We start from the raw sequence: 24,844 nt of genomic DNA on the forward strand, positions 1-24,844 counted from the left end.
CCCCGCACCATGCCGAAGCCCTTCGACGAGGCGCACGCAGCCACCTACGACCAGCACTTCGCCGCGCTCGCCCCGATGCGCGACGCGTTGCAGCTCGTGACCGGGCTCGCGCTCGGCGAGCTGCCCGCCGGCGCCCGCATCCTCTGCGCCGGTGCGGGCACCGGGGCCGAGCTCCTGTACCTCGCGGCGGCGTTCCCGGGGTGGCGCTTCACCGCCGTCGATCCCTCGGGGCCGATGCTCCGTCGCTGCCGGGCGAAGGCGGAGGCCGCCGGGGTCGCCGACCGGTGCCGGTTCCACGAGGGCACGGTCGAGGAGCTCCCCGGCGAGGCGGGCGACCACGACGGCGCGACGGCGCTGCTCGTGTCGCAGTTCCTGGTGGATCGCGCGGCGCGGGAGGCATTCTTCCGCGCCATCGCCGGCCGCCTGCGGCCCGGGGCGCCGCTCGTGGTGGCGGACCTGGCCGCGCCGTCGCTGTCGGGCGAGCTGATCGCGCTGTGGAAGCGCGCGTGGCTGCACGCGGGCGTGCCGCCGGAGCAGGTCGCGCGGATGGCCGAGACGCTCGCCGAGCAGGTGGCGGTGCTCCCGCCGGACGAGGTCGCCGCCATCGTCGCGGCGGGCGGCTTCGACGAGCCCCTCCGCTGCTTCCAGAGCATCCTCATCCACGGGTGGCTGGCGCGGCGGAGCGCCTCCCCGTGAACGATCACGGCCGCGCGTCGGCGCGGACCTCGCGGATGGCGCGGTCGATCGCGTCGCCGGTGCAGAAGTACGCGAGCAGGCCGCCGCGGCCGCGCGCCGCGCGCAGCGCCGGCAGCGCCTCCGGGTCGCGCAGCTCGCCGACGAGCTCGGCGGCGGCGCGGCGGGTCCCGCAGGCGTCGGCCCCGAGCAGCCGGCGCGCGTTCTCCCGGATCACCGGGTCGCTGCGCAGCACGGGATCGGCGGCGAGCGCCAGCCGGTAGCGCCGCAGGCACTCGCCGGAGGCGCGGCGGGCGCAGGCCACGTCGCCGCGGAGCTTGTCGAGGAGCGGCCCGCGCCGGCCGGCGCGCTCCGCCGCGTCGAGCAGGGAGCGCGCGCCGGCGGCGTCACCGGCGGACAGGCGCGCGGCCACGCCGGCGGCGAGGTCCGACTGGCCGCGCGGGACGGCGAGGAGGCCGGCGAGGGCGAGGAGCGCGACGGCCAGCACCGCGCGGCCGCGCCGCGTGGCGGGGAAGCGGGTGCGAGCGGCCCGGGCCAGCGGCCCGAGCCGGCCGAGACCGCCGAGCGCGGCCTCGGCGAGCGGCGGCGCGCGGCGGATGGCGGAGGCGGCGGCGCGCGCGGCGAGCGCACGGGAGCGCGACGCGAGCGGTGCGAGCGCGGCGAGCGCGCGGGCGAGCGCGCCCGTCCATGCGGACGGTGCCGAGGCCGGCGTCGAGACCTCGCTCGGCGCGGGGGGCAGCACCGCCGCGAGGGCCATCGGCGCCGGGGCGGGGCGGGGCGGCGCCGCCCGCTGCGTCGCCACCGCCGGCCGGGGCACGGGCGCCTGCAGCGCGGCGCGCAGCGGCTCGACGCTGCCCGGGCGGCGCCAGCGCGGCTTCGCGAGCGCGGCCGCGATCGCGTCCTCCAGCGCTGCGGGCACCGCGGGCCCCGGCGGCGCCGGCGGTCGGTACAGCACGTGGTGGGCGGCCTCGAGCGCGGTGGGCGCGTCGAAGGGGGACGCGCCGGACACGATCGCCTGCACCAGCGCGGCGGTGGAGAACACGTCGGCGCGCCGCCCGGGCCGCCCGCCGCGGAGCACCTCCGGCGCGGTGAAGGCGGCGCGCTCGACCGGCGCGCCCGGGCCGAGCGCGGGGCGCGCCGCGCCGCGGGCCCCGAGCGCCACCGCGCCGCCCCGGTCGAGCCGGACCGTGCCCGGGTGCAGCGCCCCGTGGACCCGCCCCTCCGCGTGCAGCGCCGCCACCGCGCCCACCACCCCGCGCGCGATCGACAGCGCGGCCCCCGCATCCGGGCGCGACGCCAGCACCTCCGCCAGCGTCCGCGGCGGATCGGCCGCGGCGCGCGCCGGCCCCGGCCCGGCGTCCGGCGCCGCGGGCGCGCACGGCGGGGGCGCTCGCCCCGGCGCGCCGGGCGCGGGAGCCGGCCGCGCGGCGGAGGGCGCGGAGCCCGGGCCGGGGAGGGGCGGCGCGGTGTTCACGGGAAGAGGAGCTCCGCCCCGACCGCGCCGCTGAACGCGGTGTGCACCGAGGCGAGCCGGCCGTAGCGGGCCTCGGCGGAGAGCTGGATCCGCCCGAGCCGCCGGAAGACCGCGGCGCGGGCGTCGCCGCCCGCGCGGACCGCGCCGCGCGGGCCGGTGGTGAGCTGCACGGCCGGGCCCGCGTCGAGGACGAGGCGCCCGGCCAGGCCGTCGCCGCGCGCCAGCGTGAGGCGCGGCGAGGCGGTGGCGTGCAGCGGGGGCGAGAACAGGCGCGGCGCGGCCGGATCCGCGACCGGGCCGTCGCCGGAGAGGTCGCGGGCGTGGTGCACCGCCTCGACCGCGCCGCCGGCGGAGAGCTCGAAGCCGCCGGGCCGGGCGAGCACGCGGTCGGCGCGCGCCGCGGCCCCGGCCAGGAACGTGGAGCGCAAGCCCGCGCCGGAGACGGTCCCGGCCCGCGCCGACAGCTCGCCCCTGAGGTCCCGGCCGGCGAGCGCCACGCGCACCGCGGCGGCGGTCTCGGAGGCGGCGCCGACCACGCGCCCGTCCACGAGCTCGCCGGCGTACGCGCGGAAGGAGTCGAGGCGCGGCGCGCGCGAGACGGTCGCGGCCAGGGTGGCGGTCCCCAGCGATCCCTCCACGCCGAGCGCGCCCTGGAAGCCCTGGCCGGCGCGCCGCGCGCCGTCCCACCCGCCCGCCGCGTCGAGGCGCCAGGCCGGGTCCGGGCGCCAGCGGCCGGTGACCCGCACCTGCGCGCCCTCGGCCCGCGCGCCGTCCGGGCCGCGGTGCGCCGCGGCGCCGGCCTCCACCGCGCCGGTCGTGAACGGCGTCGGGTCGGTGCGGCCGGTGGCGAACGCGCCGGCCGACGAGATCGCGAAGTCTCCGCCCGTCTGCGCCAGCGCGCGCGCCAGCCCGCCCGCTGCCGGCTCCCGCCCGCGGCGCAGGTCGCGCTCCAGCGCCGCGAGCTCGGGCCGGACCGGGCCGTAGCGGCCGGCGAGGTCACCGTGCGCGAGCGCGCGGTCGGGGTCGCCGTTCCAGGCGTACGCCTGCGCCAGGCCGCGGTGCGCCTCGGCGTCCTGCGGCGCCGAGGCGAGCACCGTCTCGTACGCGGCGATGGCCTCGCCGCTCGTCTCCTTGCGGGCGCCGAGCACGCGCGCCAGCCCGAGGCGCGCGCGCCGCGAGCGCGGCTCGGCCCGCAGCACCGCCTGGTACTCGGCGCGGGCCTCGTCGCGGGTGGCCGGGTCGGCCGCGAGCAGCTCGGCCCGCTCCAGCCGCGCCTCGGCCGACGGGCGGAGCGCGATCGCGCGCGCGTAGGCATCGCGCGCCTCGGCACGCCGCCCGGCCTTCGCGAGCGCCCGCGCCCGCCCCAGCGCCAGCTCCGCGTCCTCCGGCCGGCGCGCCAGCAGCTCGTCGTACAGCCCCACCGCCTCGCCGGCCGTGCGCGCGTCCGCGGCGAGCAGCCCGGCGAGCGTGCGCGTCGCGGCCGCGTCGCCGGGCCCCTCGCGCCGGCGGCGGCGCAGCTCCTCGACGGCCGCCTCGCGCCTCGCCGGATCCCAGAGCAGCAGCCGCAGCCGCTCGTCGCGGAGCGCGCGGTCGTCCGGGGCGGCCGCGAGCAGCCGGTCGTACTCGGCGAGCGCCTCGCCCAGCGTGGCGCGCTCGCGCGCCAGCAGCCGCGCCAGCTCGCGCCGCCGGGCGGGATCGTCCCGCACTGCCAGGCCCATGCGCAGGTAGCGCACCGCGTCCTTGGAGCGGTAGGCGTAGCGCGACCACTGCAGCAGCCCGGCCTGCCGGAACGCCAGCTCCGCGTCGTCGGGGAACCGCGCCAGGTGGCGGTCCAGCTCCGCGACCGCGAGGTCGGTGTCGCCGTTCTGGAGCAGCGCGAGCGCCACGCCGCGCGACGCCTCGCGGCTGCGCGGGTTCTCGGCGAGCGCCTTGCGGTACGCCTCCACCGCGGCGGCGCAGTTGCCGATGCGCAGGTTGGCGCGGCCGCGCGCGAGGTACCAGGCCTCCGAGATCCCGGCGGGCCGGGCGGCGGCGGGAAGCGCGATCGCGGCCGCCAGCGCGGCGGCAAGGAGGGCTCGGATCATCGGGCGGGACTCCCCTCGAGCGTCAGGTCGTCAGGCAGCAAGGTAGGCATGCGGCTCGGCGCCCGGGACGGGCTCCGCCTGGAGCGCCAAGCCCAGCCGCCACAGGCCCGGGAGGATGCGATGCGCGTGGGCCACGCGAGCCCAGGCGATCCCCTCCGGGGCGAGCAGGGCCAGCGACGTCCCCGGGGCCGGCATGGCATCGCCCGGGCCGGCGGCGACGAGGCCCAGCCCGCCGGGCGACGCGTCCACCGCGATGGCCCGGCAGGCGCGCCCCGCACCGCAGAGCCGGAGCGGCCGCAGCGCCCGGCGCCGCGCCCCGAGGCGGCGCCGCGGGCGGAGCGGCCGGACCGCCCGCCACAGCCCGGCGAGGAGGTGCCAGGCCATGGCCGCCTGCCATCGGCTGCGCCCGTCGTGCGCGCCCGCGTGCGCCCCGTCGGCCGAGAACGCGATCCGGACCAGCGCGCGCGCCTCGGCCGCGGAGACGCCCTGGAACGCGAGCCCGGCGCGAGGCGCCCCGCCCACCGCCTCGAGGTACGCGACCCGGGCGCGGAGCCGGAGCCGCTCAGGTCCGTCGAACGTCACCTCCACCTCGGCCGGCAGCGCGGCGCCGGCCGGCAGCGCCACCGCGGCGCCGCCGCGGGCGAGGTCGAGCGTGGTCGCGGCGAGGGACAGCCCCGGAGCGTCCAGCCGCACCGGCACGCGCCGCCGGATCCGCTCGTCCTCGCGGCGCTGCGGGCGCTCCCATGCGACGAGCAGCGCGAGCAGCACCGAGACGAGGTTCGCGGCCGCCCAGGCCAGGTTGAACGCGTACGCCTCGACCTCGATGCCGAACGCCCACAGCTCCGCCGCGCCCTTGGCGATGGCGAGCAGCCCGACGGCCGCGGCCGCGAGCGTGAACGCCGAGGTGCGCAGGTCGAAGCGGCGCCGCTCGGAGCGCACGCCCTTGGGGGTCACCTTGAAGCCGAGGCGCTTCGGAAGGAGCAGGTCGAGCGTGGCGCGCGCGAGCGGGAACGCCACCGCGCCCTCGTACAGGCTGCCCCAGAGCAGCCGCGGCCAGCCCGGCACCAGCGCCGACGCGGCCAGCGGCGCGGCGACCAGGTGCGGGAGGAGGTACGCGAGCAGCACCGGCAGCTCGGCGAACAGCGGGTGCAGGTGGAACAGGAGGTACGCGAGCGGCGTGGCGAAGAACACCAGCCGGGCCAGCGGGAAGAAGAAGTACCAGAGCGAGGCGAGGTAGCCGACGCGGTGCCGGAGCGGCAGCCCGCGCTGGAGGAGCGGGTTGTCGCGGAAGAAGATCTGCAGGCAGCCCAGCATCCAGCGCCGCCGCTGCACCACGTAGCTCGCGAGGTCCTCGGCGGAGAGCCCGGCGGCGAGGTCCTCGTCCACGAAGCGCGTGCGCCAGCCCCTCGCGTGCAGCTTCTGGCTGGTGTGGATGTCCTCGGTGATGGAGAGCAGGTGGAAGCCGCCCACCGAGGCGAGCGCCTCGCGGCGGAACACCGCGCCGCTGCCCACGAAGAACGCGCCGCCCCAGCGGTCCCGCGCGCCCTGGATGGCGTGGTTGAACAGGTCCGCCTCGTTCGGCACCGAGGCCGGCGCGCCGAGCGCGCGCTGGAAGACGTCGGGGTTGTAGAAGTGGTGCGGCGTCTGGACCACGCCGAGCCGCGGGTCGCGGAAGCAGGGCACGGTCCGCTCCAGGAACGCGGCGGTGGGCACGTGGTCGGTGTCGAACACCACCACCAGCTCGCCGTCGGTGCGCTGGAGCGCCGCGTTCAGGTTGCCGGCCTTGGCGTGCCGGCGCGGGCCGGCCAGGTAGCGGGCGCCGTGCTCGGCCGCGAGCCGGGCCACCTCCCCGCGGTGCGAGTCGTCGCAGACCACGATGGTCTTCCGCGGGTAGCGCATCGCCGCGCAGGCGGCGAGCGTCTTGTCGAGGATGTCGAGCGGCTCGGAGTAGATGGGCACCATCACGTCCACCGACGGGTGCGGCTCGCCGGCCTGGAGCGGCGGCTCGGGCGGGCGGGCGCGGTGGCGGAGCCCGACCTGCACCACGAGGAGCGCGACGGTGGAGAGCGCGTAGGCCTCGGCGGCGAGGAGCGCCAGCGAGAGGGCGGGGCCGAGCGGCTCGACGAAGTTGAGCGTCGAGCCGGCGCGCCAGGCGAGGTACCGGATCGACAGGCCGAGCGCGAGCGCCACCAGCGCCGCCCGCGCCGGCCAGAGCCGCCGCGCGAGCGGCGCGAGCCCGAGCGCCAGCGCGACCGGGAGCAGCGGGAAGCGGTCGCGGAACGCGCCCCAGTCGAGCGAGGACAGGAACGCGAGCGGCTCGTCGAAGCGGCGCAGGAGCCCTGCCTCCAGGGCGCGCCCGAACCAGAGCCAGTTGTGCAGGTAGTACGGCGTCGCCTCGCCGGAGAGGGCCCGGTCGAACAGCGCGTCGAGCTTCGACGTCCGCATGGCGCGCGCCAGGTCCGGGTCCTCCACCTGCGCGAGCGCCTGCACCGAGGCGAGGTGGGGGAGCCCGTCCAGCCCGGAGAGGGGGCGGCCCGAGGTCGTGTACCGCTCGCGCAGCCGCCCCTCGTCGCGGAACGCCTCGGCGGGGAAGCGGAGCAGCCGCGCGCGCAGCTCCGCCTCGCCGCGCCGCCCGAACCAGCGCGCGTCGAGCGCCACGCGCCAGTAGATCGGCACCGCGTCGTAGCCGAACGCGTCGGGCTGCCCGCCCGGGCGCGCCAGCAGCAGCTCGCCGGTGCGCGGGTCCACCCAGATCCGCTCGGGCGGGAGCGCCAGGCCCTTCTCGATCAGGAGGAACCGCAGCACCTGGTAGCTCGACTCGACCAGCTCGGCCCAGGGCCGCTCCGGATCCACGTCGGCGAACACCTGGTACGCGTACGGCGCGAGGTAGGCGACGTGGATCGTCGGGTAGCGCTCGGCGGGCGCCCAGTTCCCGCCGGTGGGGAGCCAGCGCCCGCCGGCGCGGATCACCTCGCGCGCCCAGAGGTCGGCGAGCAGCGGGCGCGCCGCCTCGAGGTAGCGCGGGTCGCCGAAGCGGCGCGACGCGAGCACCAGCGCGAGCGCCACGTCCTGGTCCGCGTCGGTGGCGGCGTTCCGGTCCTGGACCTTGCCGCCCAGCCAGCGCCACGCCAGCAGCCGGTCCTCGCGCACCGCCAGGTTCTCGCGCGTCCAGCGCCAGACCGCGTCGAGCGTGGCGCGGTCGTCCATCCACACCGCGCGGAGCATGGCGTAGCCCTGGCCCTCGGAGGTGGTGACGCCGCCCTCGTCGAGCGCCGCGACCCGGCCGCCCAGCACGTGGGTGTACCGGTAGTAGCTCCACAGGGCGGAGAGCCCGTCGCGGTCCTGCGCGGCCGCGCGCGGGCGCGGCTCGGCGTGGCCGCACCCCGCGAGCAGGGCCGGCGGGGCGCACAGGACGGCGAGCAGGGGGGCGAGGTTCCGGGCGGTCGGCCGCATCGCGGCGCACGGTGGGGGCCGGTGCCGCGCGGGGGAAGCGCCGCGCCGGGGGCGGAACCACGTCGGGGGCGGACGCGGCCCGGGGGTGACGCAGCCCCCGTGCGCTACCGGCGGCGCACGGCCGCGATCACGTTCGGGACCGGCCACGCGTCGCGGTTGTCGGCGGCCGGCGCCGCCTCGAACGCGCCCACCCGCTCCAGCTCGCGCCCGCCGCCGCGCACGAACAGCTGCGCCTCGGGGCCGCCCTCGACGTACATCGCCTGCCGCAGGTCGAGCGGCAGCGCCAGCAGCGCGTTCACCAGCTCGTGCACCGGCCAGGGGCTGCGCGCGTGGATGAACAGCACGCGCCCCTTGCCGTCCACGCCCACCGCCGCGGCCGAGGTCCGGCGCGCCGACGGGGCCCAGACGTTCTTGCGCTGGCAGGAGACCATCCGGATCGACTGCACCGCCGCGCCGTAACCGCGCAGCGCGCCGTCCAGGTCCTCGCAGTCGCGGTCGATCATCCGCACCGCGGGCAGGCCGCGCTCCAGCGGGTCGAAGGCGAGCACGGTCCGGTCGCGCGAGACGCGCCGCTGGTTCACGTGCTCGCGCGTCCGCATGAGCGAGACGCTGGTGCGGAAGTCCTCCTGGTACATGCTCGCGTTGATGGCGGCCGACGCGCCGGCCCGCTCCGCCCAGGCGCGCGCGGTGAGCAGCCCGCCGTGGCCGGGCGCCGAGGCGTTCAGGAGCCGCAGCTCGAAGCGGGCCGGGTCGATCCGCACCACCACGATCTTGCCGTCGCCGGCGACGCCGGGCGGACCGTCGAAGTGGCCCAGCTCCAGGCCGGGCTCGAGCGCCTGGAAGCCGGCCGGGGCGGCGGCCGGAGCGGCCCCGGCGAGCGCGAGGAGGGCGGCGAGGGCGAGCGCGGGCATCCCGCGCATTGTCGGGCCCGCACGAGGTCGTGACAAGGGCCGGGGGCGTGCCAGGATCCTTCCATGGCCCATCCTCTCGCCGGAAAGCCCGCGCCGCGGGACGTGCTGGTGGACGTCCCCGACCTGCTCCGCCGCTACGCCGCGGACGCGCCCGACCCGTCCGTCCCCGCCCAGCGGGTCGCGTTCGGCACCTCCGGCCACCGCGGCTCCTCGCTGCGCCGGAGCTTCAACGAGGCGCACATCCTCGCGGTGGCGCAGGCCGTCTGCGAGCACCGCGCCCGCGCCGGGGTGACCGGTCCCCTGTTCCTGGGGCGCGACACGCACGCGCTGTCGGAGCCGGCGGAGCGGACCGCGCTGGAGGTGCTCGCCGCGAACGGCGTCGAGGTGGTGGTCTCGCAGGGCGGGGCGCCCGTCCCCACCCCGGTCGTCTCGCACGCCATCCTCACCGCGAACCGGGGGCGGACCGCGGGCCTGGCGGACGGGATCGTCATCACGCCCTCGCACAATCCGCCCGAGGACGGCGGCATCAAGTACAACCCGCCCGACGGCGGTCCGGCCGACACCGCCGTGACCGCGGCCATCGAGGCGCGCGCGAATGCGCTGCTCGCCGGCGGCAACCGCGAGGTGCGGCGCGTCCCGTGGGAGCGGGCGCGGCGGGCCGCCACGGTGCGCGAGCGCGACTACGTGCGGCCGTACGTGCAGGACCTCGCCGCGGCGGTGGACCTCGACGCCGCGCGGGGCGCGCCGCTCCGGGTGGGCGTGGACCCGCTGGGCGGCTCGAACGCGCACTACTGGGGCGCCATCGCCGAGGCGTTCGGGCTCGACCTCGAGGTGACGAACCCGGTGGTGGACCCGACGTTCGGCTTCATGCCGCTCGACCACGACGGGAAGATCCGCATGGACTGCTCGTCGCCGTACGCGATGGCGAACCTGGTGGCGCTGAAGGACCGGTTCGACCTCGCCTTCGGCAACGACGCCGACTCCGACCGCCACGGCATCGTGACGCCGTCCGCAGGCCTGATGAACCCGAACCACTACCTGGCGGTCGCGATCGACTGGCTGTTCTCGCACCGCGACGGCTGGCCGGCCGCGGCGGCCGTGGGCAAGACGCTGGTCTCGTCGGCGCTCATCGACCGGGTGGCGCGCCGGCTCGGGCGCCGCCTGGTGGAGGTGCCGGTCGGCTTCAAGTGGTTCGTGCCGGGCCTGCTCGACGGCAGCCTCGGCTTCGGCGGCGAGGAGAGCGCCGGGGCGACGTTCCTGCGGCGCGACGGGAGCCCCTGGACCACCGACAAGGACGGGATGGTGATGGACCTGCTCGCGGTGGAGATCCGCGCCCGGAGCGGCCGCGATCCCGCGGAGCGGTACCGCGCGCTCGCCGCCGACCTGGGCGCGCCGGTCTACGCGCGCGTGGACGCGCCCGCCACGCCCGCCGAGAAGGCGATCCTGGGCAAGCTCGCGCCGGAGGCGGTCGCGGCCAAGACGCTCGCCGGCGACCCCATCACCGCGCGGCTGACGCGCGCCCCCGGGAACGGCGCCGCCATCGGCGGGCTCAAGGTGACGACGGAGCAGGGCTGGTTCGCGGCGCGGCCGTCCGGCACCGAGGACGTGTACAAGATCTACGCGGAGAGCTTCCGCGACGCGGCCCACCTGGATCGCATCCTGGGGGAGGCGAGGGCGATCGTGGCCGCGGCGCTGCGCGCGTGAGCCGGCCCGCCGCCGCGGAACGCGATCTAGGGCGCGTCGGTGGGATCCCAGCTCGTCCGGTAGCCCTCGTCGAGCGCGTCGAGCGCGGCCAGGTCCGCGGGCGAGAGCGAGAACCCGAACACGTCGGCGTTCTCGCGGATGCGGTGCTCGTGCACCGACTTCGGGATGGTCACCAGGCCGTGCTCGATGCCCCAGCGGATGAGCACCTGCGCGGGCGTGCGCTCGACCCGGTGCGCGATCCGCTGCAGCACCGGGTTCTCCATCTTGTGCCCGCGGACCAGCGGTCCGTACGCCTCGACCTGGATGCCGTTCGCCTGGCAGTGGTCCACCAGCCCGCGCTGGACCAGGAACGGGTGCAGCTCGACCTGGTTCACCGAGGGCGGCTCGTTCGCCGACGCGAGCAGCTCGTCCAGGTGACGGATGGTGTAGTTCGACACGCCGATGGCCCGCGCCTTCCCCTCGGCCAGGATCCGCTCCATGGCGCGCCAGGTCTCGCCGCGCAGCTTCGGCACCGGCCAGTGGACGAGGTATAGGTCGAGCCGGTCGAGCCCGAGCCGCCGCAGGCTCTCGTCGCAGGCGCGCAGCGTCGAGTCGTAGCCGTGATCGGAGTTCCAGAGCTTGGTGGTGACGAAGACCTCGTCGCGCGGCACGCCGCTCTCGCGGATGGCCGCGCCCACGTCCTCCTCGTTCCGGTAGGCGCGGGCGGTGTCCACCAGCCGGTACCCCAGCCGCAGCGCCGCGAGCACCGCGTTGCGCGTCTCGTCCCCGGGCGGAGACTGCCACACCCCCAGGCCGAGGATCGGCATGCGCACGCCGCCGCGAAGCTCGACGGTCGATCGGATCGTCCAGGCGCCGGCCATGACGTCTCCTCCCCCTCGCGGCGGAACGGCGAACCGAGGGTCGAGACGACATAATGACGCAGGCCGGGCCGCCGCGCACCGCCCGCGTTTCGCGTGGGCGCTGCCGGCGGTGGGATGATCCCCCGGAGAGGTGACGCATGCACGTGCTGGTGGCGGGGTGCGGCTGGCTGGGCTCGGCGATCGCGAGGCGGTTGCTGTTCGAGGGGCAGCGCGTCACCGGGATCCGTCGCGACCCGGCGCGGGCGGCGGCGCTGGCCTCGACCGGCATCGCGCCGCTCGCGCTGGACCTCGCCGCGCCGGGCGCCGAGGCGCGGCTGCCGGCGGTGGACGCGGTGGTCGCCTGTCAGTCGGCGACCTCCGACACGCCGGAGGCCTACCGCGCCGCGTACCTGGACGCGAACCGCGCGCTGCTCGCGCACGCACGCCGCTGCGGCGCGCGGCTCGTCTACACCGGGTCCACCGGCGTCCTCGGACAGAGCGACGGCCTCGACGTGGACGAGTCGAGCCCGCCCATGCCGCTCGGCCCGACGGCCGAGGTGCTGGCGGAGGCGGAGCGGGCGATCCAGGCGGCAGGCGCGGCGGGGCTGGGGGCCTGCGTGGTGCGCCTGTCCGGCCTGTACGGGCCAGGCCGGGCCGGCATCGTGGAGCGGGTGCGGAGCGGCCGGCTCGCGCTCGGGGCGGGGGAGCAGGCCTGGATGAACTTCTGCCACCTCGACGACGCGGTGTCGTTCGTGCTCGCCGCGATCGCGCGCGGCGCGCCGGGCGCGGTCTACCACGGGAGCGACGCGGCGCCGGCGCGCCGGCGCGAGGTGGTGCGCTGGATCGCGGACCGGATCGGCGTCGAGCCCGCCCGCGCCACGGTGGCGCCGCCGGGCCCGGACCGCCGCGTCCTCTCCGAGCGGACGCGCGCCGCGCTGGGCGTGACGCTCGCCTGCCCGAGCTTCCGGGAGGGGCTCATCCCGCTCGTGCCCGAGGTGCGGCGGGCCTGAGGCGCGGGCGTCACAGCGCGGCGGCCACGGCGCGCGCCGCGGCGGCGAGCGCGTCCTCGCCCAGCATGTCCTCCGGCCGGCCCTCGAAGCAGCGGCGGCCGCGCAGGCGCTCCGGGGTGGCGGCGGTGCGCGGGACGAGGTGCAGGTGGAAGTGGCGGAGCGCGTCGCCGATCGCGAACGCGTAGACGTGCTCGGCGCCGAGCACGGCGCGCTGCGCGTTCATCACGCGCGCGGCGAGCGGCCCGAGCGCGGCGAGCTCGGCGGGCGCGAGGTCGTACCAGGCGCGCGCGTGGCGCTCGCTGGTGAGCACCAGCCAGCCGGGGATGGGCGAGGCGTCGGCGAGCGCGTGCAGCGCGAAGCCGCCCTCGCGGCGCAGCAGCCCGCCAGGCACGCGGCCGCGGCCGAGGAGGAGCTCACAGGCGGTGCAGGGGTCGGCGATGGACATGGCGACTCCGGTGTGGCGCGAAGCCGCTGGTCGCGCCCGGAGCGAATCCCTGACGGAGCGCGGCGGACCGGGCGGCGGTTGCAAGCGTCCGTCATAGCAGACCTCGATGGGCGAGGCGTCCGGAGTGCGACCCGGAGGGGGCTTCCCCCGCGTGTGGTCAAGCCTCACGTTCGGGCTCACACAACGCGCCGAAAGTGGGAATGGCGGCGGCGCTTGCCTGTTTCCGACCCGAGCAGCCACCCGGGAGACCTCCAGCGTGCACACCCAGCCCAATCCGACCCCGCTCGCGACGCTCATCCGCTCCGAGACCACGGTCTCCGGCCATCGGAACCTCTACTGCTTCCACTACGACGCGTGCCTGGACGTCGCGGTGAAGCTCGACTGGGATAGCTGGTCCTGCGAGAAGTGCCCGCTGTTCCGGGTGCAGGAGGAGCCGCGCGCGTTCGCGGGGAGCTTCGCGAACGACCGCCGCGGCGGCGGCCAGGCTCACTAGCCCGTCGCGGGGCGGCCCGCGCGTCCCGCGCGGTCACGTCCGGCGCGCTCGCGTCTCAGGAACGGTCCGGTCCCGCCATGCTGGCGGGCCCGTCGACCCCGTCCTAGGATCCGCGCGCATGACGACACTCCCGGTCTTGCAGCTCGCAGCCGTCCTCCTCGCCGCGACGCCCTCCGCGCCGGCGGCGCCCCCGCAGCCCGCAGCCGCCGCGAAGCCCACCGCCGCCGACGCGAAGGCGTTCGTGGGCGAGGCGAACGCCGAGCTGAAGAAGCTCTGGATCCGCTGGTCCACCGCGGAGTGGATCAAGTCCACCTACATCACCGACGACACCGAGCGGAACGCCGCGGCCCTCAACGAGGACCAGATGGCCTACCTGACCGACGCGATCCGCGGCGCGGTCCGGTTCCAGGGCGTCGGCGCCGACCCCGACACCGAGCGCATGCTGATGCTGCTGCGCATCGCCTCGCCGCTCCCGGCGCCGAGCGACGCCGCGCAGCGCGCCGAGCTGGCGCAGCTCGCCGCGAAGCTCGAGGGCATGTACGGCAAGGGCAAGTGGTGCGGCGCGCCCGGCAGCGCGGCGCGCGGCGCCGAGAAGTGCCGCGACCTGCAGGATCTCGAGCAGGTGATGGCCAAGAGCCGCGACTACGACGCGCTGCTCGACGCCTGGACCGGCTGGCACACCATCTCGCGCGACATGCGCCCGCTCTACGAGCGGATGGTGACCATCTCCAACGCGGGCGCGCGCGAGATCGGCTTCCGCGACCTCGGCGACCTGTGGCGCAGCGGCTACGACATGCCGCCCGACGCGTTCGAGGCCGACACCGACCGGCTCTGGGCGCAGGTGAAGCCGTTCTACGAGGAGCTGCACTGCTACGTCCGCAGCAAGCTGCAGAAGGCCTACGGCAAGGCGCGGGTGCCGGACGGCAAGCCCATCCCGGCGCACCTGCTCGGCAACATGTGGGCGCAGGACTGGGCCAACCTCTACCCGCTGGTCGAGCCGTACCACGGGCAGCCGTCGCTCGACGTGGACGCGGCGCTGCGCCGGCAGAAGACCGATCCCATCAAGATGGTGAAGCTGGGCGAGGCGTTCTTCACCTCGCTGGGCTTCGAGCCGCTCCCGAAGACGTTCTGGGAGCGCTCGCAGTTCACGAAGCCGCGCGACCGCGACGTGGTGTGCCACGCCAGCGCCTGGGACGTGACCTACTCCGCCGACCTGCGCATCAAGATGTGCATCCGGCCGACCGAGGAGGACCTCGTCACCATCCACCACGAGCTGGGCCACAACTTCTACCAGCGCGCCTACGTGCACCTGCCGGTGCTGTTCCAGAACGGCGCGAACGACGGCTTCCACGAGGCCATCGGCGACGCGATCGCGCTGTCCATCACCCCCGGGTACCTGAAGCAGGTCGGCCTGATCCAGACCGTGCCGAAGGACGAGAAGGGCGTGGTGAACGTGCAGATGAAGCGCGCGCTCGAGAAGGTCGCGTTCCTGCCGTTCGGCAAGCTCATCGACCAGTGGCGCTGGGACGTGTTCTCCGGCAAGACGCCGGCGTCGCGCTACAACGCGGCCTGGTGGGAGCTGCGCCGCAAGTACCAGGGCGTGGACGCGCCGGTCTCGCGCAGCGAGGCGGACTTCGATCCGGGCGCGAAGTACCACGTGCCCGCGAACGTGCCCTACACGCGCTACTTCCTCGCGCACGTGTACCAGTTCCAGTTCCACAAGGCGCTGTGCGAGGCCGCCGGGTGGAAGGGGCCGCTGCACGAGTGCTCGATCTACGGCTCGAAGGCCGCCGGCAAGAAGCTCGACGCCATGCTGGCCATGGGCGCGTCGAGGCCGTGGCCCGAGGCCTACGCCGCGCTGACCGGCTCGCGCCAGGCGGACGCGTCCGCCATGCTCGAGTACTTCGCGCCGCTGCGCGCCTGGCTCCGGAAGCAGATCGCCGGCCAGTCCTGCGGCTGGTAGGCGGCTGGTCGGCGGGGCCGCGGCCGCGGTGCGGCCCGACGGCCCGTGGACGAGCGCACGCCCCGGCGACCGAGCGGTCGCCGGGGCGCGTCGTCATCGACCGTCGCCTGCTCAGCGGTCCAGGTCGCGGTCCGGGTCGCTCCGCCGCGAGCGCTCGGCGTCTTCCTTCAGATCGCCCACGCCCTTGCGGATCTTCCCCCCCTGCTCCTCCACCCAGCCCTCTGCCTGCTTGGACGGGTTCTCGGTCGCCCCGCCGATCCGCTTCTTCGCGTTGCCCTTCAGCTCGTCGAGCTTGCCCTTGATCTGGTCGCGGTTCACGTGTGCCTCCCTCCGCGGGAAGCCTGGGCACCGCCGCGCGCCGCGGCCAGGCGGGGGGTCAGCCCTGCGGCGCGGCCGCCGAGCGCTCCGGCGCGCCCGCACCCGACGAGCCGCCGCGGCGGCGCAGGTTCCGCAGCCGCTCCATCGCCACGTAGAAGACGGGCGTCACGAACAGCGTGAGCAGCTGCGAGAACACCAGCCCGCCCACCACCGCGAGGCCGAGCGGCCGGCGCGACTCGGCCCCGGCCCCGAAGCCGAGCGCGATGGGCAGCGTGCCCATGAGCGCGGCCATGGTGGTCATCATGATGGGGCGGAAGCGGACCAGGCACGCCTCGCGGATGGCCTCCGCCGGCGTGCGCCCGCCGCGCTGCGCCTCCACCGCGAAGTCCACCATCATGATGCCGTTCTTCTTCACCAGGCCGACCAGCATGACGATGCCGACGAACGCGTAGAGCGACAGCTCCACCCGGAACAGGAGCAGCGTCACGAGCGCGCCCAGGCCGGCGAACGGGAGGGCGGTGAGGATGGTGAACGGGTGGGCGAAGCTCTCGTACAGGATGCCGAGCACCACGTAGATGACCAGCACCGCCATGACGAGCAGCAGGCCCAGGCCGGACAGGGAGGACTGGAACGCCTGCGCCGTGCCCTGGAAGCGCGTGGCGACGGTGGCCGGCAGCATGCGGTCCGCCTCGGCCTTCACCGCGCTCACCGCCTGGCCCAGCGACGCGCCCTCGCGGAGGTTGAACGCCAGCGTCACCGAGGGGAGCTGCCCGGAGTGGTTCACCGTGAGCGGCCCGACGCCGCGCTCCAGCCGCGCCACCGTGTCGAGCGGGACCGCGGCGCCGCTGGCGGAGCGCACCCGCAGGAGCGCCAGCGCCGCGGGCTCGAGCCGGAACGACGGCCCGAGCGTGAGGATCACCTGGTACTGGTCCTCCGGCGCGAAGATGGTCGAGACCTGGCGGTCGCCGTAGGCCGTGTAGAGCGCGTCCTCGATCGCGTCCGGCGTCACCCCGAGCGCCGCGGCGCGATCGCGGTCGATCCGGACCGTGACGCGGGGCGAGGCGAGCCGCAGGTCGCTGGTGACGTCCTGGAGCAGCGGCATGGCGCGCAGCCGCTCCTCCAGCGCCTGCGCGTGCCGGTACAGCCCCTCGGTGTCGGCGTCCTGCAGCGTGAACTGGTACTGCGCGCGGCTCTGCTGGCCGCCGATGTTGATGGGCGGCGGGTTCACCAGGAAGACGCGCAGCGCCGGGTACCGGGCCAGCTCCGCGCGGAGCCGGGCGAGCAGCTCGTCCGCGCTCGCCTCGCGATCGTGCCGGTTGCGCAGCCGCAGGAACATGTTGCCCTGCGTGACGCCGGCGGTGCCGCGCCCGCCGACGCTGGACATGAACATCTCCACCTCGGGGTGCGTCGCGACCACCTGCGCCGCGCCGCGCTGCGCCCGGACCATGTAGTCCCAGCTCGCGCCCTCCGGGCCCTCGGTGATCACCTGCAGCCGGCCGGTGTCCTCGCTCGGCAGGAAGCCCTTCTGCACCGCGGCGAACAGCGGGACCATCGCCACGAGCACCACCACCGAGCCGGCCAGCACGGCGCGCGGGTGCGCCAGCGACCAGACCAGGCCGCGGTCGTAGATCCGCAGGCTCGCCTCGAAGGCGCGCTCGGTCGCGGCGTAGAGCCGGCCGTGGTGGGCCTCCTTGCCGGGCCGCAGGAAGCGGCTGCACAGCATGGGCGTGAGCGTCAGCGACACGAACCCGGAGACCAGGATGGCCGCGCCGATGGTGACCGCGAACTCGTGGAACAGCCGGCCCACGATCCCGCCCATGAACAGCACCGGCAGGAACACCGCCGCGAGCGAGATCGTCATCGACACGATGGTGAACGCGATCTCCTTCGAGCCGTTCAGGGCGGCCTCGAACGGCCGCTCGCCCATCTCCATGTGCCGGACCACGTTCTCGAGCATCACGATGGCGTCGTCCACCACGAAGCCGACCGCGAGCGTGAGCGCCATGAGCGACAGGTTGTCGAGCGAGTAGCCGAGCTGGAACATGAGCGCGAACGTGCCGATGAGCGACACCGGCAGCGCCAGGCTCGGGATCACGGTCGCGGGCAGGTTGCGCAGGAAGACGAAGATGACGAGGACCACCAGCGCGAGCGTGAGCAGCAGCGTGAACTTCACGTCGGTGACCGACTCCTCGATGGTCTCGGAGCGGTCGTAGAGCAGCTCGAGCTGGGCGGCGCCGGGGAGCTGGGCGCGCAGGGTGGGGAGGAGCTGCCGGACCGCCTGCGCCACCGCCACGGTGTTCGTGCCGGGCTGGCGCTGCACCGCCAGCACGATGGCGCGCTGCTCGCGCCCGTCCTTCCACAGCCACGCGGCGGCGAGCTCGTTCTCCACGCCGGCGCGCGCCCGGCCCACGTCGGCCACGCGCACCGGCGCGCCGTTCCGGAACGCGAGCACCACGTCGGCGAAGTCCCTGGCGCGCATCAACCCGCCGGTCGCCTCCACCGTGAACGCGCGCGCGCCGCCCTGCACCAGGCCGGCCGGCAGGTTGGGGTTCGCGGCCGCGATGGCGGCGGTGGCCTCGTCGAGCCCGATGCCGCGCGCCGCCAGCGCCTGCGGGTCCAGCTCGATTCGGACCGCGTACTTCTGCGGCCCGTACACCAGCACCTGCGCGACCCCGGCGATGGTGGCGACCCGCTGCGCGACGACGTCCTGCGCGAAGCGGTTCAGGTCGGAGAGCGGCAGGGTGGGGGAGGTGAGCGAGAAGTAGACGATGGGCGCGTCGGCCGGGTTCACCTTCCGCAAGGTGGGCGGGCTGGGCATGTTCTGCGGGAGCTGCCTGCCCGCCGCCGAGATGGCGGACTGCACGTCCTGCGCGGCCGCGTCGATGTTGCGGTCGAGGTCGAACTCCAGCGTGATCTGCGTCGTCCCCAGGCCCGAGGAGGAGTTCATCGCGGCCAGGCCGGCGATGGTGGAGAACTGCCGCTCCAGCGGCGTCGCCACCGAGGAGGCCATGGTCTCCGGGCTGGCGCCGGGCAGCGACGCCGAGACGGAGATGGTCGGGAAGTCGACGTTGGGGAGGTCGGAGACCGGCAGCTTCTGGTAGGCGACCAGGCCGAACGCGATGAAGCTCGCCATGACGAGCGTCGTCATGACCGGCCGGCGGATGAACGGCTCGGAGAGGTTCATGTGCCCGGCGCCTTCCGCCCGTCCTCGCGCGGCCCCTGCACCTCCACCGGCGCGCCCGGCCGCAGCTTCAGCTGGCCCTCGATCACCACCCGCTCGCCGGGCGCGATTCCCTTCGAGAGCACCGCCTCGGCGTCGCCCGCCTGCTCCACCGTCACCCCGCGCAGCTCGGCCTTCCCGTCCGCGCCGACCACGTAGGCGTAATCGCCCTGCTGGCCCTGCGCGACCGCGGCGGCCGGCACCACCACCGCGCCGCGCCGCTCGCCGATCCGGAGCGCGACGTCCACCACCTGCCCGGGCCAGAGCGCCTCGTCCGCGTTGGCGAGGCGCGCCTTGAGCAGGATGGTGCCGGTGCCGGCGTCCACCGCGTTGTCCACGAAGTCGAGCACGCCCGCGATCTCGGGCCCGTCGCCTGCGCGCACGCGCACCGCCGGCGGGTGGGCGCGCCAGCCCTGCAGCGCCGGGAGGTGGCGCTCCGGGATGGAGAAGGCCGCGTACACCGGCTTCACCTGCTCGATGGTGAGCAGCGGCGTCTGCGCCGACGCGGTGACGAGGTTGCCGGCGTGCACGAGCAGGCGGCCGGTGCGGCCCGCCGCCGGCGCGCGGACGGTGCAGTAGGAGAGGTCGAGCGCGGCCCGCTCCACCTGCGCGCGGTCGCCCGCCACCGCCGCCGCGGCGGCCGTCGCGGCCGCCGCCGCCTGCTCGGCCTGCTGCTGCGTGACGTACTCCTTCTTCACCAGCTCGGCGAACCGGCGCGCGTCGTCCCGGGCGCTCGCGGCGCGCGCCTCGTCCTGCGCGAGGCGAGCCCGCGCCTCGTCCAGCGCGGCGCGGTACGGGCGCGGGTCGAGCTCGAGCAGCACGTCGCCCTGGCGCACCGCCTGGCCCTCGGTGAAGCGCACCGCGACGATGGGGCCCGACACCTGCGCGCGCACCGCCACCGACTGGTTCGCCACGATGCGCCCGACGGCGCGGACCTCCACCGGCACGTCGCGCCGCTCCGCCACGGCGGCGCGAACCGCCACCGGGCGCGGGCCCTTCGGTCCGGCGTCGCCCCGCCCGCAGGCGGCGGCGAGCGCGAGGAGGGTGAGCGCGAGCGGCGCGGCGCGGGGGGCGGTCATGGGTTCCCTTCTGGCGCGGGCGTCGGCGCGGCGGCGGCCTGGGCCGGCGGCGCGAGGCGGCCGGTGGCGCGGGCGAGCTGGGCCAGTGCCACCAGGTAGTCGGCGCGGGCGCGCACCTCCTCGGCCCGGGCGCCCTCCAGCGCGGCCTGCGCGGTGAGGAGATCGAGGATGGAGCCGACGCCCTCGCGGTACCGCCCGGCGGCGACGTTGCTCGAGGCCTGGGCCGAGGCGAGCAGGTCGCGCGCGGTCTCGACGCGGAGGCCGGCGGTGCGGAACGCCTGGTAGCCGGTCCAGACCTGGAGGGCCACCGCCTGCGCGGTCGCGGCGGCGCGCGCCTCGGCGGCGTCGGCGTCGGCGCGGGCGGCGAGCGCGTCGTACGCCGGCCGGAGGAGCCCCTCGAGCAGCGGGATGCGCAGCGAGAGCCCCACCGTCCAGGCGGTGGAGGGCGGCACGCCGGACGGGTCGAGGTACCAGGAGCGGCTGGCGGTCGCGCCGAGCGAGAGCAGCGGGAGCCAGGCGCGCTCGGCGGCCCGCGCGCCGGCGGCGGCCGCACCGGCCTGGGCGCGCGCGCGGGCCAGGTCGGGGCTCCGCTGCGCCGCCTCGTCCAGCAGCGCCTCGACCGCCGGGGCGGTCTCCGGGACGCGGACGTCGGCGGGCAGCGCGCCGAGGTCGAGCGTGGCGGTGGGCGGGAGCCCCGCGAGCGTGGCGAGCGCGCCGCCGACGGTGAGCGCCTGGCCCTCGAGCTGCTGCAGCCGCAGGCGCGCCTGCGAGCGCGCGGTGCGGGCCTGAAGGACGTCCGCGACGGTGGCCACCCCGGCGCCGCGCCGTCCCTCGGCGGCGGCGAGGCTCTCCTCGGCCTGCTTCACCGCCGCGGCCTCCGCCTCGACCAGCGCGCGGCTGCCCAGGTACTGGTAGGCGGTCTCCTGGACGCGCAGCACCAGATCGGCGACCGCCGCGTGCTCGGCGAGCCGCGACGCGAGGAGGAGCTGGTCGGCCTGTTCCACCCGCGCCGCGCGCGCGCCCAGGTCGAGCAGGATCCAGGTGAGCTCGCCGGATGGCCCGGCGGTGGTGGCGGTGGTGCCGGCGCGCGTCAGCGTCCGCGCGGTCTCGGCGCGCTGGAGGCCGGCGCCGACCGACACCGAGGGCAGGTACGCGGTGCGCTCGCCGCCGGCGGCTGCAGCGGCGGCGCGCGCGTCGTGCCAGGCGGCGCGGGTGGCGGGGTCGACCTCCAGCGCGCGGGCGACCAGCTCCGGGATCGAGCGCGGCGCGGCGGGCGCGGGGGAGGGCGGCGACGGGGCCGGCCCGGCGGCAGCGCGCGCCGGTGCGGGCTCGGTCGCGGCCCGGCGCGCCACCTCCGGCGGCGGCGCGGTGCGTCCGTCCACGAAGCCCGACGGCGCCAGCGTGGCGCAGCCGCTCGCGGGCAGGAGCAGCGCGAGGACGGCGGCGGTGCGGGCGCGGGGGGCGGCCATGCTCTGCCCTATTTGAAGGAGGCCGGCCCGCGCGTCAACGGCGGAGTGGCCCGGGGCGCGCGGGATTTCCGGAAGGAAGTCGCGCGCGCGACCCATCCGCCGGCATCCCACCCGGCGCGACGCGTCACCCGCCGCGGAGGATCGGATCGAGCTCGCCGCGCTGCTCGAGCGCGTCGAGGTCGGAGAACCCGCCCAGCGAGCGCTCCCCGGCGAAGATCTGCGGGACGGTGAGCTGCCCGGTCTTCTCGGCCAGCCAGGTGCGCAGCTCGTCCTTGCCCTCGACGGAGATCTCCTCGAACGCGACGCCCTTCTTCTCGAGGAGCCGCTTGGCGCGGACGCAGTACGGGCAGTTCTGCTTGGTGTAGACGGTGATCCTGGGTGCGCTCATGAGCTCTCCTAGATAACGCGGCGCCCGGTCCCCGCCCAGCAGGACCGGGCGCCGCCCCCGCGGCGGCCGGCGCGGTCCGTGTTCCGCGCCGGCTTCCGATGGAGGAATCCTTCGATCAGCCGCGCACCATCCGCGAGCGCGGGCCGTACCCGTCGGCGCCGCCGGCCACGCGCGCCAGCTCGCGGAGCCGCCGGATGCGCTCCTCGGCGGGCGGGTGCGTCGAGAACAGGCGGGCCAGGCCGCCCATCACGGCGCCGGCGCCGAACGGGTTGACGATGAACAGGCTGGCGGTGGCGGGCGCGCCCGCCGCGGCCGGGACCACCTCGGCGCCGCGCTGCAGCTTCTCGAGCGCGCTCGCCAGCGCGAGCGGGTCGCCGCTGATGCGCGCCCCGGTCTCGTCGGCGAGGTACTCGCGCGAGCGCGAGATGCCGAGCTGCACCAGCGTGCCGGCGATGGGCGCGACGAGCATCATGAGCAGCCCGCCGCCGCCGCCCTCCTCGTCCTCGCGGCCGCCGCCGAGCAGGCTCGAGAACATGATCATGTTGGCGAGGTTCGAGATGGCCGCCGCCATGCCGGCGGCCACGCTCGCCACCAGGATGTCCCGGTTCGCCACGTGCGCGAGCTCGTGCGCGATCACGCCGCGCAGCTCGCGCTCGTCGAGCAGGTCCACGATGCCCCGCGTCACCGCCACCACCGCGTGCCGCGGGTTGCGCCCGGTCGCGAACGCGTTCGCGTGCGGCTCGTCGATGACGAACAGCCGCGGCGGGGGGATGCCGGCCCGGCCCGACAGCTCGCGGACGATCTCGTGCAGCCGCGGCGCCTCCCCGGGCGCCAGCTCGCGGGCGCGGTGCATGCGCAGCACGAGCTTGTCCGAGAAGAAGTACGCGCCGAGGTTCATCAGCACCGCGAGCGCGGTGAACAGCCAGAACGGCCCCGGTCCCAGGCTGGCGCCGAACGCGACCAGCAGCGCCGAGAGCGTGCCGAGGAGCAGGATGGTCTTCAGCTGGTTCTTCAAGGTGTGGCCTCCGCCGCGCGACGGTGCGCGCGCAGGGAGAACCTAGTCGCTGGCCTGACGCAGACAAATAGAAAATGTTGGCGCGAGCCTGCGAGAAAACCAACATCCGAGCGCCGGCCGCCGGCCGCCGCTCGCCGCCCGCCGGGGCGCGGGAGGGGATGGGTTCACGTGCTCTCAGAGCGCGTGAATCCATCCCCGGACCGAGCCAGGCGGTCGAGACGCGAGCAGCGCGAGGCGCGACGACCGAGCATGCCCCGAGGCATGTGCAGGGAGGAGCAACGAAGCGATGCGACGCGGATCGGCCGCCGCGGCGACGGGAGGGGATGGGTTCACGTGCTCTCAGGCCTGCGGCGCGCCGAAGATCGCGTCGCGCGCCGCCTCGGCCAGGGTGACCACCGCCGGGTGGCGCAGCCGGCGCTCCACGGTGATCGCGTGGTAGGCCTCGCGCACGTCCTCGGCCCGCCCGATCACGCCCACCTCGAGCTGCGAGCGGATGTCGTCCTCCAGCACGCGCGGGGCGGCGAACACGCCCAGCCCGCGCGCGCCGAACGCCTGCATGAGCGCGCTGTCGTCGAACTCGCCCGCGACCACCGGGCGCACGCCGGTGCGCTCGAGCCAGGTGTCGAGCCCGCGCCGGAGCGCGGTGCCCTCCGACGGCAGGAGCATGGGCGCGGCCTGGAGCGACCGCGGGAAGCCCTTCTTGAGATGCGCGAGCGGCCGCGCCGCCAGGAACGAGGTCCCGCAGTCGCCGAGCCGGTGGCTGAACGCCTTCACCTTCACGTCCTCCGGCGCGGGGACGTCGGCGATGACGACGTCGAGCTCGTGCAGCGCCAGCGCCGCGAGCAGCTGCGGCAGCGGGCCCTCGCGGCAGACCAGCGTCAGGTCCGGGTGCGCGTCCACCGCCGGCTGCAGCAGCAGCGCGGCCATGCGCTTCGGGATCACGTCGGCCACGCCGACCACCAGGCGAAGCCGCTGGCCGGTGGGGAGGCCCTTCACCGCCCGCTGCAGCTCGCGCCCGGTCCGGAAGATGTCGTCCGCGTAGCGGAGCACGGTCCGTCCCACGTCGGTGAGGACGAGCCGCCGCCCCTGCCGCTCCAGGAGCTTCACCCCGAGGTTCGCCTCCAGCGTCTTGAGCTGGTTCGAGATGGTGGGCTGCGCGAGCCGCAGCTCCTCGCTGGCGCGCGCGATGCTGCCGGCGCGGGCCACCGTCCAGAAGTAGAAGAGGTGATGGTAGTTCAGCCATTCCATGGAGAAAATCTAACCCGGATCCAGAATTCCCCGGCGCGAACCCGCCGGAAGGTCTAAAAAGGCCGCCTCATGCACCCTCCCGCCCTCGCGCTCGAGACCGTCGGAAACCCCTGGCTCTGGCTCGGCTTCCTGGTCCTGGTGCTCGTCCTGCTGGCGCTCGACCTGGGCGTGTTCCACCGGCGCGACGAGGTGATCCGCGCGCGCGAGGCGCTGGGCTGGACCGCGGTGTGGGCGTCGCTGGCGGCGGCGTTCGCCGGGTTGGTGTGGTGGCGCTTCGGGGCGAACAAGGCCATCGAGTTCGTCACCGGCTACCTCATCGAGCAGTCGCTCTCGGTGGACAACCTGTTCGTCTTCGTGCTCGTGTTCGCGTCGTTCGCGATCCCGCCGAAGCTGCAGCACCGCGTGCTGTTCTGGGGCATCACCACCGCGTTCTTCCTGCGCCTGGTGATGATCGTGGGCGGCACCGCGCTGCTCTCGCGCTTCCACTGGCTCATCTACGTGTTCGGCGGCTTCCTGGTGGTGACCGGGATCCGCATCTTCTTCCACGAGGAGCAGGAGCATCACCCGGAGAAGAGCGTCGCGTTCCGCGTGCTGCGCCGGCTGGTCCCGTCCACCAGCCGCATGGAGGGGCACCACTTCTTCCTGGTGGAGAACGGGCGCCGGCTGGCGACGCCGCTGTTCCTGGCGCTGTGCATGATCGAGATCTCCGACGTCGTGTTCGCGCTCGACTCGGTGCCGGCGATCTTCGGCATCACGCTCGACCCGTTCATCGTCTTCACCTCGAACATCTTCGCCATCATGGGCCTGCGCTCGCTCTACTTCGCGGTGGCGCAGCTGCTGCGCCGCTTCGAGTACCTGAAGGCCGGCCTCGCCCTGGTGCTCGTGTTCATCGGCCTGAAGATGGTCGCGTCGAGCTGGGTGCACGTGAACGCGTTCGCGTCGCTCGGGGTGGTGGTGACGCTGCTCGGCGGCGCGATGGCGTACTCGCTGTGGCGCACGCGCCGCGAGGCGACCGGATCGCCGGAGGCGTAGCGACGT

The 24,844-nt window shown here is 76.0% G+C and carries 19 protein-coding genes; 6 read left to right on the forward strand and 13 right to left on the reverse strand.

Features of this window, described 5'->3' with window-relative positions; genetic code table 11:
- The first annotated feature begins 9 nt into the window (after positions 1-9).
- Positions 10-696: a class I SAM-dependent methyltransferase gene (locus A2CP1_RS09685; RefSeq protein WP_012633185.1), complete on the forward strand. Its 687-nt coding sequence runs from the start codon at positions 10-12 to the stop codon at positions 694-696.
- A gap of 4 nt (positions 697-700) precedes the next feature.
- Here the strand turns inward: A2CP1_RS09685 and A2CP1_RS09690 are convergent, their stop codons facing one another.
- From A2CP1_RS09690 to A2CP1_RS09705, 4 genes are all read right to left on the reverse strand, one after another.
- Positions 701-2,167, reverse strand: coding sequence for a serine/threonine-protein kinase (locus tag A2CP1_RS09690; RefSeq protein ID WP_012633186.1), 1,467 nt, complete (start codon positions 2,165-2,167; stop codon positions 701-703).
- Positions 2,164-4,251 (reverse strand): tetratricopeptide repeat protein, encoded by a 2,088-nt coding sequence (locus A2CP1_RS09695; RefSeq protein WP_012633187.1) that lies wholly within the window; start codon positions 4,249-4,251, stop codon positions 2,164-2,166. Before A2CP1_RS09695 ends, A2CP1_RS09690 begins: the two co-directional genes overlap by 4 nt.
- Positions 4,252-4,281: 30 nt before the next feature.
- A complete protein-coding gene (locus tag A2CP1_RS09700; RefSeq protein ID WP_012633188.1) occupies positions 4,282-7,704 on the reverse strand; it encodes a glycosyl hydrolase family 8 in 3,423 nt (1,140 codons plus the stop codon).
- 104 nt (positions 7,705-7,808) lie between these two features.
- Positions 7,809-8,615: a phosphodiester glycosidase family protein gene (locus tag A2CP1_RS09705; RefSeq protein ID WP_245530028.1), complete on the reverse strand. Its 807-nt coding sequence runs from the start codon at positions 8,613-8,615 to the stop codon at positions 7,809-7,811.
- Between the two features lie 63 nt (positions 8,616-8,678).
- Here A2CP1_RS09705 and pgm point away from each other — a divergent pair, with 63 nt between their 5' ends.
- On the forward strand, positions 8,679-10,319 hold the full coding sequence (gene pgm, locus A2CP1_RS09710) for a phosphoglucomutase (alpha-D-glucose-1,6-bisphosphate-dependent) (RefSeq protein WP_012633190.1): 1,641 nt from the start codon (positions 8,679-8,681) through the stop codon (positions 10,317-10,319).
- Positions 10,320-10,345: 26 nt separating this feature from the next.
- Here the strand turns inward: pgm and A2CP1_RS09715 are convergent, their stop codons facing one another.
- Positions 10,346-11,179 (reverse strand): aldo/keto reductase, encoded by an 834-nt coding sequence (locus tag A2CP1_RS09715; RefSeq protein WP_012633191.1) that lies wholly within the window; start codon positions 11,177-11,179, stop codon positions 10,346-10,348.
- 137 nt (positions 11,180-11,316) lie between these two features.
- Here A2CP1_RS09715 and A2CP1_RS09720 point away from each other — a divergent pair, with 137 nt between their 5' ends.
- Positions 11,317-12,168, forward strand: a complete 852-nt coding sequence (locus A2CP1_RS09720; protein WP_012633192.1) for an NAD-dependent epimerase/dehydratase family protein — start codon at positions 11,317-11,319, stop codon at positions 12,166-12,168.
- A 10-nt stretch (positions 12,169-12,178) separates the two neighbouring features.
- On the opposite strand, the gene A2CP1_RS09725 is transcribed toward A2CP1_RS09720, so the two are convergent.
- On the reverse strand, positions 12,179-12,613 hold the full coding sequence (locus A2CP1_RS09725; protein ID WP_012525896.1) for an HIT family protein: 435 nt from the start codon (positions 12,611-12,613) through the stop codon (positions 12,179-12,181).
- A 256-nt stretch (positions 12,614-12,869) separates the two neighbouring features.
- Between A2CP1_RS09725 and A2CP1_RS09730 the strand changes: the two genes are divergently transcribed.
- The gene (locus A2CP1_RS09730) at positions 12,870-13,106 is read left to right on the forward strand and encodes a hypothetical protein (protein ID WP_012525897.1); all 237 of its coding nucleotides are present in this window, start codon (positions 12,870-12,872) and stop codon (positions 13,104-13,106) included.
- 118 nt (positions 13,107-13,224) lie between these two features.
- The gene (locus tag A2CP1_RS09735; RefSeq protein ID WP_012633193.1) at positions 13,225-15,069 is read left to right on the forward strand and encodes a M2 family metallopeptidase; all 1,845 of its coding nucleotides are present in this window, start codon (positions 13,225-13,227) and stop codon (positions 15,067-15,069) included.
- Positions 15,070-15,180: 111 nt separating this feature from the next.
- On the opposite strand, the gene A2CP1_RS09740 is transcribed toward A2CP1_RS09735, so the two are convergent.
- From A2CP1_RS09740 to nhaR, 7 genes are all read right to left on the reverse strand, one after another.
- Complete coding sequence (locus A2CP1_RS09740; protein WP_012525899.1) at positions 15,181-15,387, reverse strand: CsbD family protein; 207 nt, start codon at positions 15,385-15,387, stop codon at positions 15,181-15,183.
- A 58-nt stretch (positions 15,388-15,445) separates the two neighbouring features.
- A complete protein-coding gene (locus A2CP1_RS09745) occupies positions 15,446-18,571 on the reverse strand; it encodes an efflux RND transporter permease subunit (protein ID WP_012633194.1) in 3,126 nt (1,041 codons plus the stop codon).
- A complete protein-coding gene (locus tag A2CP1_RS09750) occupies positions 18,568-19,686 on the reverse strand; it encodes an efflux RND transporter periplasmic adaptor subunit (RefSeq protein ID WP_012633195.1) in 1,119 nt (372 codons plus the stop codon). Before A2CP1_RS09750 ends, A2CP1_RS09745 begins: the two co-directional genes overlap by 4 nt.
- Complete coding sequence (locus A2CP1_RS09755; RefSeq protein WP_012633196.1) at positions 19,683-21,155, reverse strand: TolC family protein; 1,473 nt, start codon at positions 21,153-21,155, stop codon at positions 19,683-19,685. The genes A2CP1_RS09750 and A2CP1_RS09755 overlap by 4 nt, the downstream gene beginning before the upstream one ends.
- Positions 21,156-21,279: 124 nt before the next feature.
- Positions 21,280-21,543 carry a glutaredoxin 3 gene (gene grxC / locus A2CP1_RS09760; RefSeq protein ID WP_012633197.1) on the reverse strand — a complete coding sequence of 88 codons (264 nt, stop codon included), beginning with the start codon at positions 21,541-21,543 and terminating at the stop codon, positions 21,280-21,282.
- Between the two features lie 115 nt (positions 21,544-21,658).
- Positions 21,659-22,558, reverse strand: a complete 900-nt coding sequence (locus A2CP1_RS09765) for a M48 family metalloprotease (protein WP_012633198.1) — start codon at positions 22,556-22,558, stop codon at positions 21,659-21,661.
- Between the two features lie 339 nt (positions 22,559-22,897).
- Positions 22,898-23,806 carry a transcriptional activator NhaR gene (gene nhaR, locus A2CP1_RS09770; protein WP_012633199.1) on the reverse strand — a complete coding sequence of 303 codons (909 nt, stop codon included), beginning with the start codon at positions 23,804-23,806 and terminating at the stop codon, positions 22,898-22,900.
- A 69-nt stretch (positions 23,807-23,875) separates the two neighbouring features.
- Here nhaR and A2CP1_RS09775 point away from each other — a divergent pair, with 69 nt between their 5' ends.
- Complete coding sequence (locus A2CP1_RS09775; protein ID WP_012633200.1) at positions 23,876-24,838, forward strand: TerC family protein; 963 nt, start codon at positions 23,876-23,878, stop codon at positions 24,836-24,838.
- The last annotated feature ends 6 nt before the right edge of the window (positions 24,839-24,844 follow it).

Origin of the sequence: Anaeromyxobacter dehalogenans 2CP-1 (genome assembly GCF_000022145.1) — a bacterium.
GTDB classification, from domain to species: Bacteria; Myxococcota; Myxococcia; order Myxococcales; family Anaeromyxobacteraceae; genus Anaeromyxobacter; species Anaeromyxobacter dehalogenans.

What these genes read in the sequence shown, in the direction of transcription:
- A2CP1_RS09755 (WP_012633196.1), bottom strand. Translation starts at nt 21,155, where the DNA reads ATGGCCGCCCCCCGCGCCCGCACCGCCGCCGTCCTCGCGCTGCTCCTG.
- A2CP1_RS09735 (WP_012633193.1), top strand. Translation starts at nt 13,225, where the DNA reads ATGACGACACTCCCGGTCTTGCAGCTCGCAGCCGTCCTCCTCGCCGCG.
- A2CP1_RS09715 (WP_012633191.1), bottom strand. Translation starts at nt 11,179, where the DNA reads ATGGCCGGCGCCTGGACGATCCGATCGACCGTCGAGCTTCGCGGCGGC.
- pgm (WP_012633190.1), top strand. Translation starts at nt 8,679, where the DNA reads ATGGCCCATCCTCTCGCCGGAAAGCCCGCGCCGCGGGACGTGCTGGTG.
- A2CP1_RS09705 (WP_245530028.1), bottom strand. Translation starts at nt 8,615, where the DNA reads ATGCCCGCGCTCGCCCTCGCCGCCCTCCTCGCGCTCGCCGGGGCCGCT.
- nhaR (WP_012633199.1), bottom strand. Translation starts at nt 23,806, where the DNA reads ATGGAATGGCTGAACTACCATCACCTCTTCTACTTCTGGACGGTGGCC.
- A2CP1_RS09695 (WP_012633187.1), bottom strand. Translation starts at nt 4,251, where the DNA reads ATGATCCGAGCCCTCCTTGCCGCCGCGCTGGCGGCCGCGATCGCGCTT.
- A2CP1_RS09725 (WP_012525896.1), bottom strand. Translation starts at nt 12,613, where the DNA reads ATGTCCATCGCCGACCCCTGCACCGCCTGTGAGCTCCTCCTCGGCCGC.
- A2CP1_RS09700 (WP_012633188.1), bottom strand. Translation starts at nt 7,704, where the DNA reads ATGCGGCCGACCGCCCGGAACCTCGCCCCCCTGCTCGCCGTCCTGTGC.
- A2CP1_RS09750 (WP_012633195.1), bottom strand. Translation starts at nt 19,686, where the DNA reads ATGACCGCCCCCCGCGCCGCGCCGCTCGCGCTCACCCTCCTCGCGCTC.
- grxC (WP_012633197.1), bottom strand. Translation starts at nt 21,543, where the DNA reads ATGAGCGCACCCAGGATCACCGTCTACACCAAGCAGAACTGCCCGTAC.
- A2CP1_RS09720 (WP_012633192.1), top strand. Translation starts at nt 11,317, where the DNA reads ATGCACGTGCTGGTGGCGGGGTGCGGCTGGCTGGGCTCGGCGATCGCG.
- A2CP1_RS09775 (WP_012633200.1), top strand. Translation starts at nt 23,876, where the DNA reads ATGCACCCTCCCGCCCTCGCGCTCGAGACCGTCGGAAACCCCTGGCTC.
- A2CP1_RS09745 (WP_012633194.1), bottom strand. Translation starts at nt 18,571, where the DNA reads ATGAACCTCTCCGAGCCGTTCATCCGCCGGCCGGTCATGACGACGCTC.
- A2CP1_RS09685 (WP_012633185.1), top strand. Translation starts at nt 10, where the DNA reads ATGCCGAAGCCCTTCGACGAGGCGCACGCAGCCACCTACGACCAGCAC.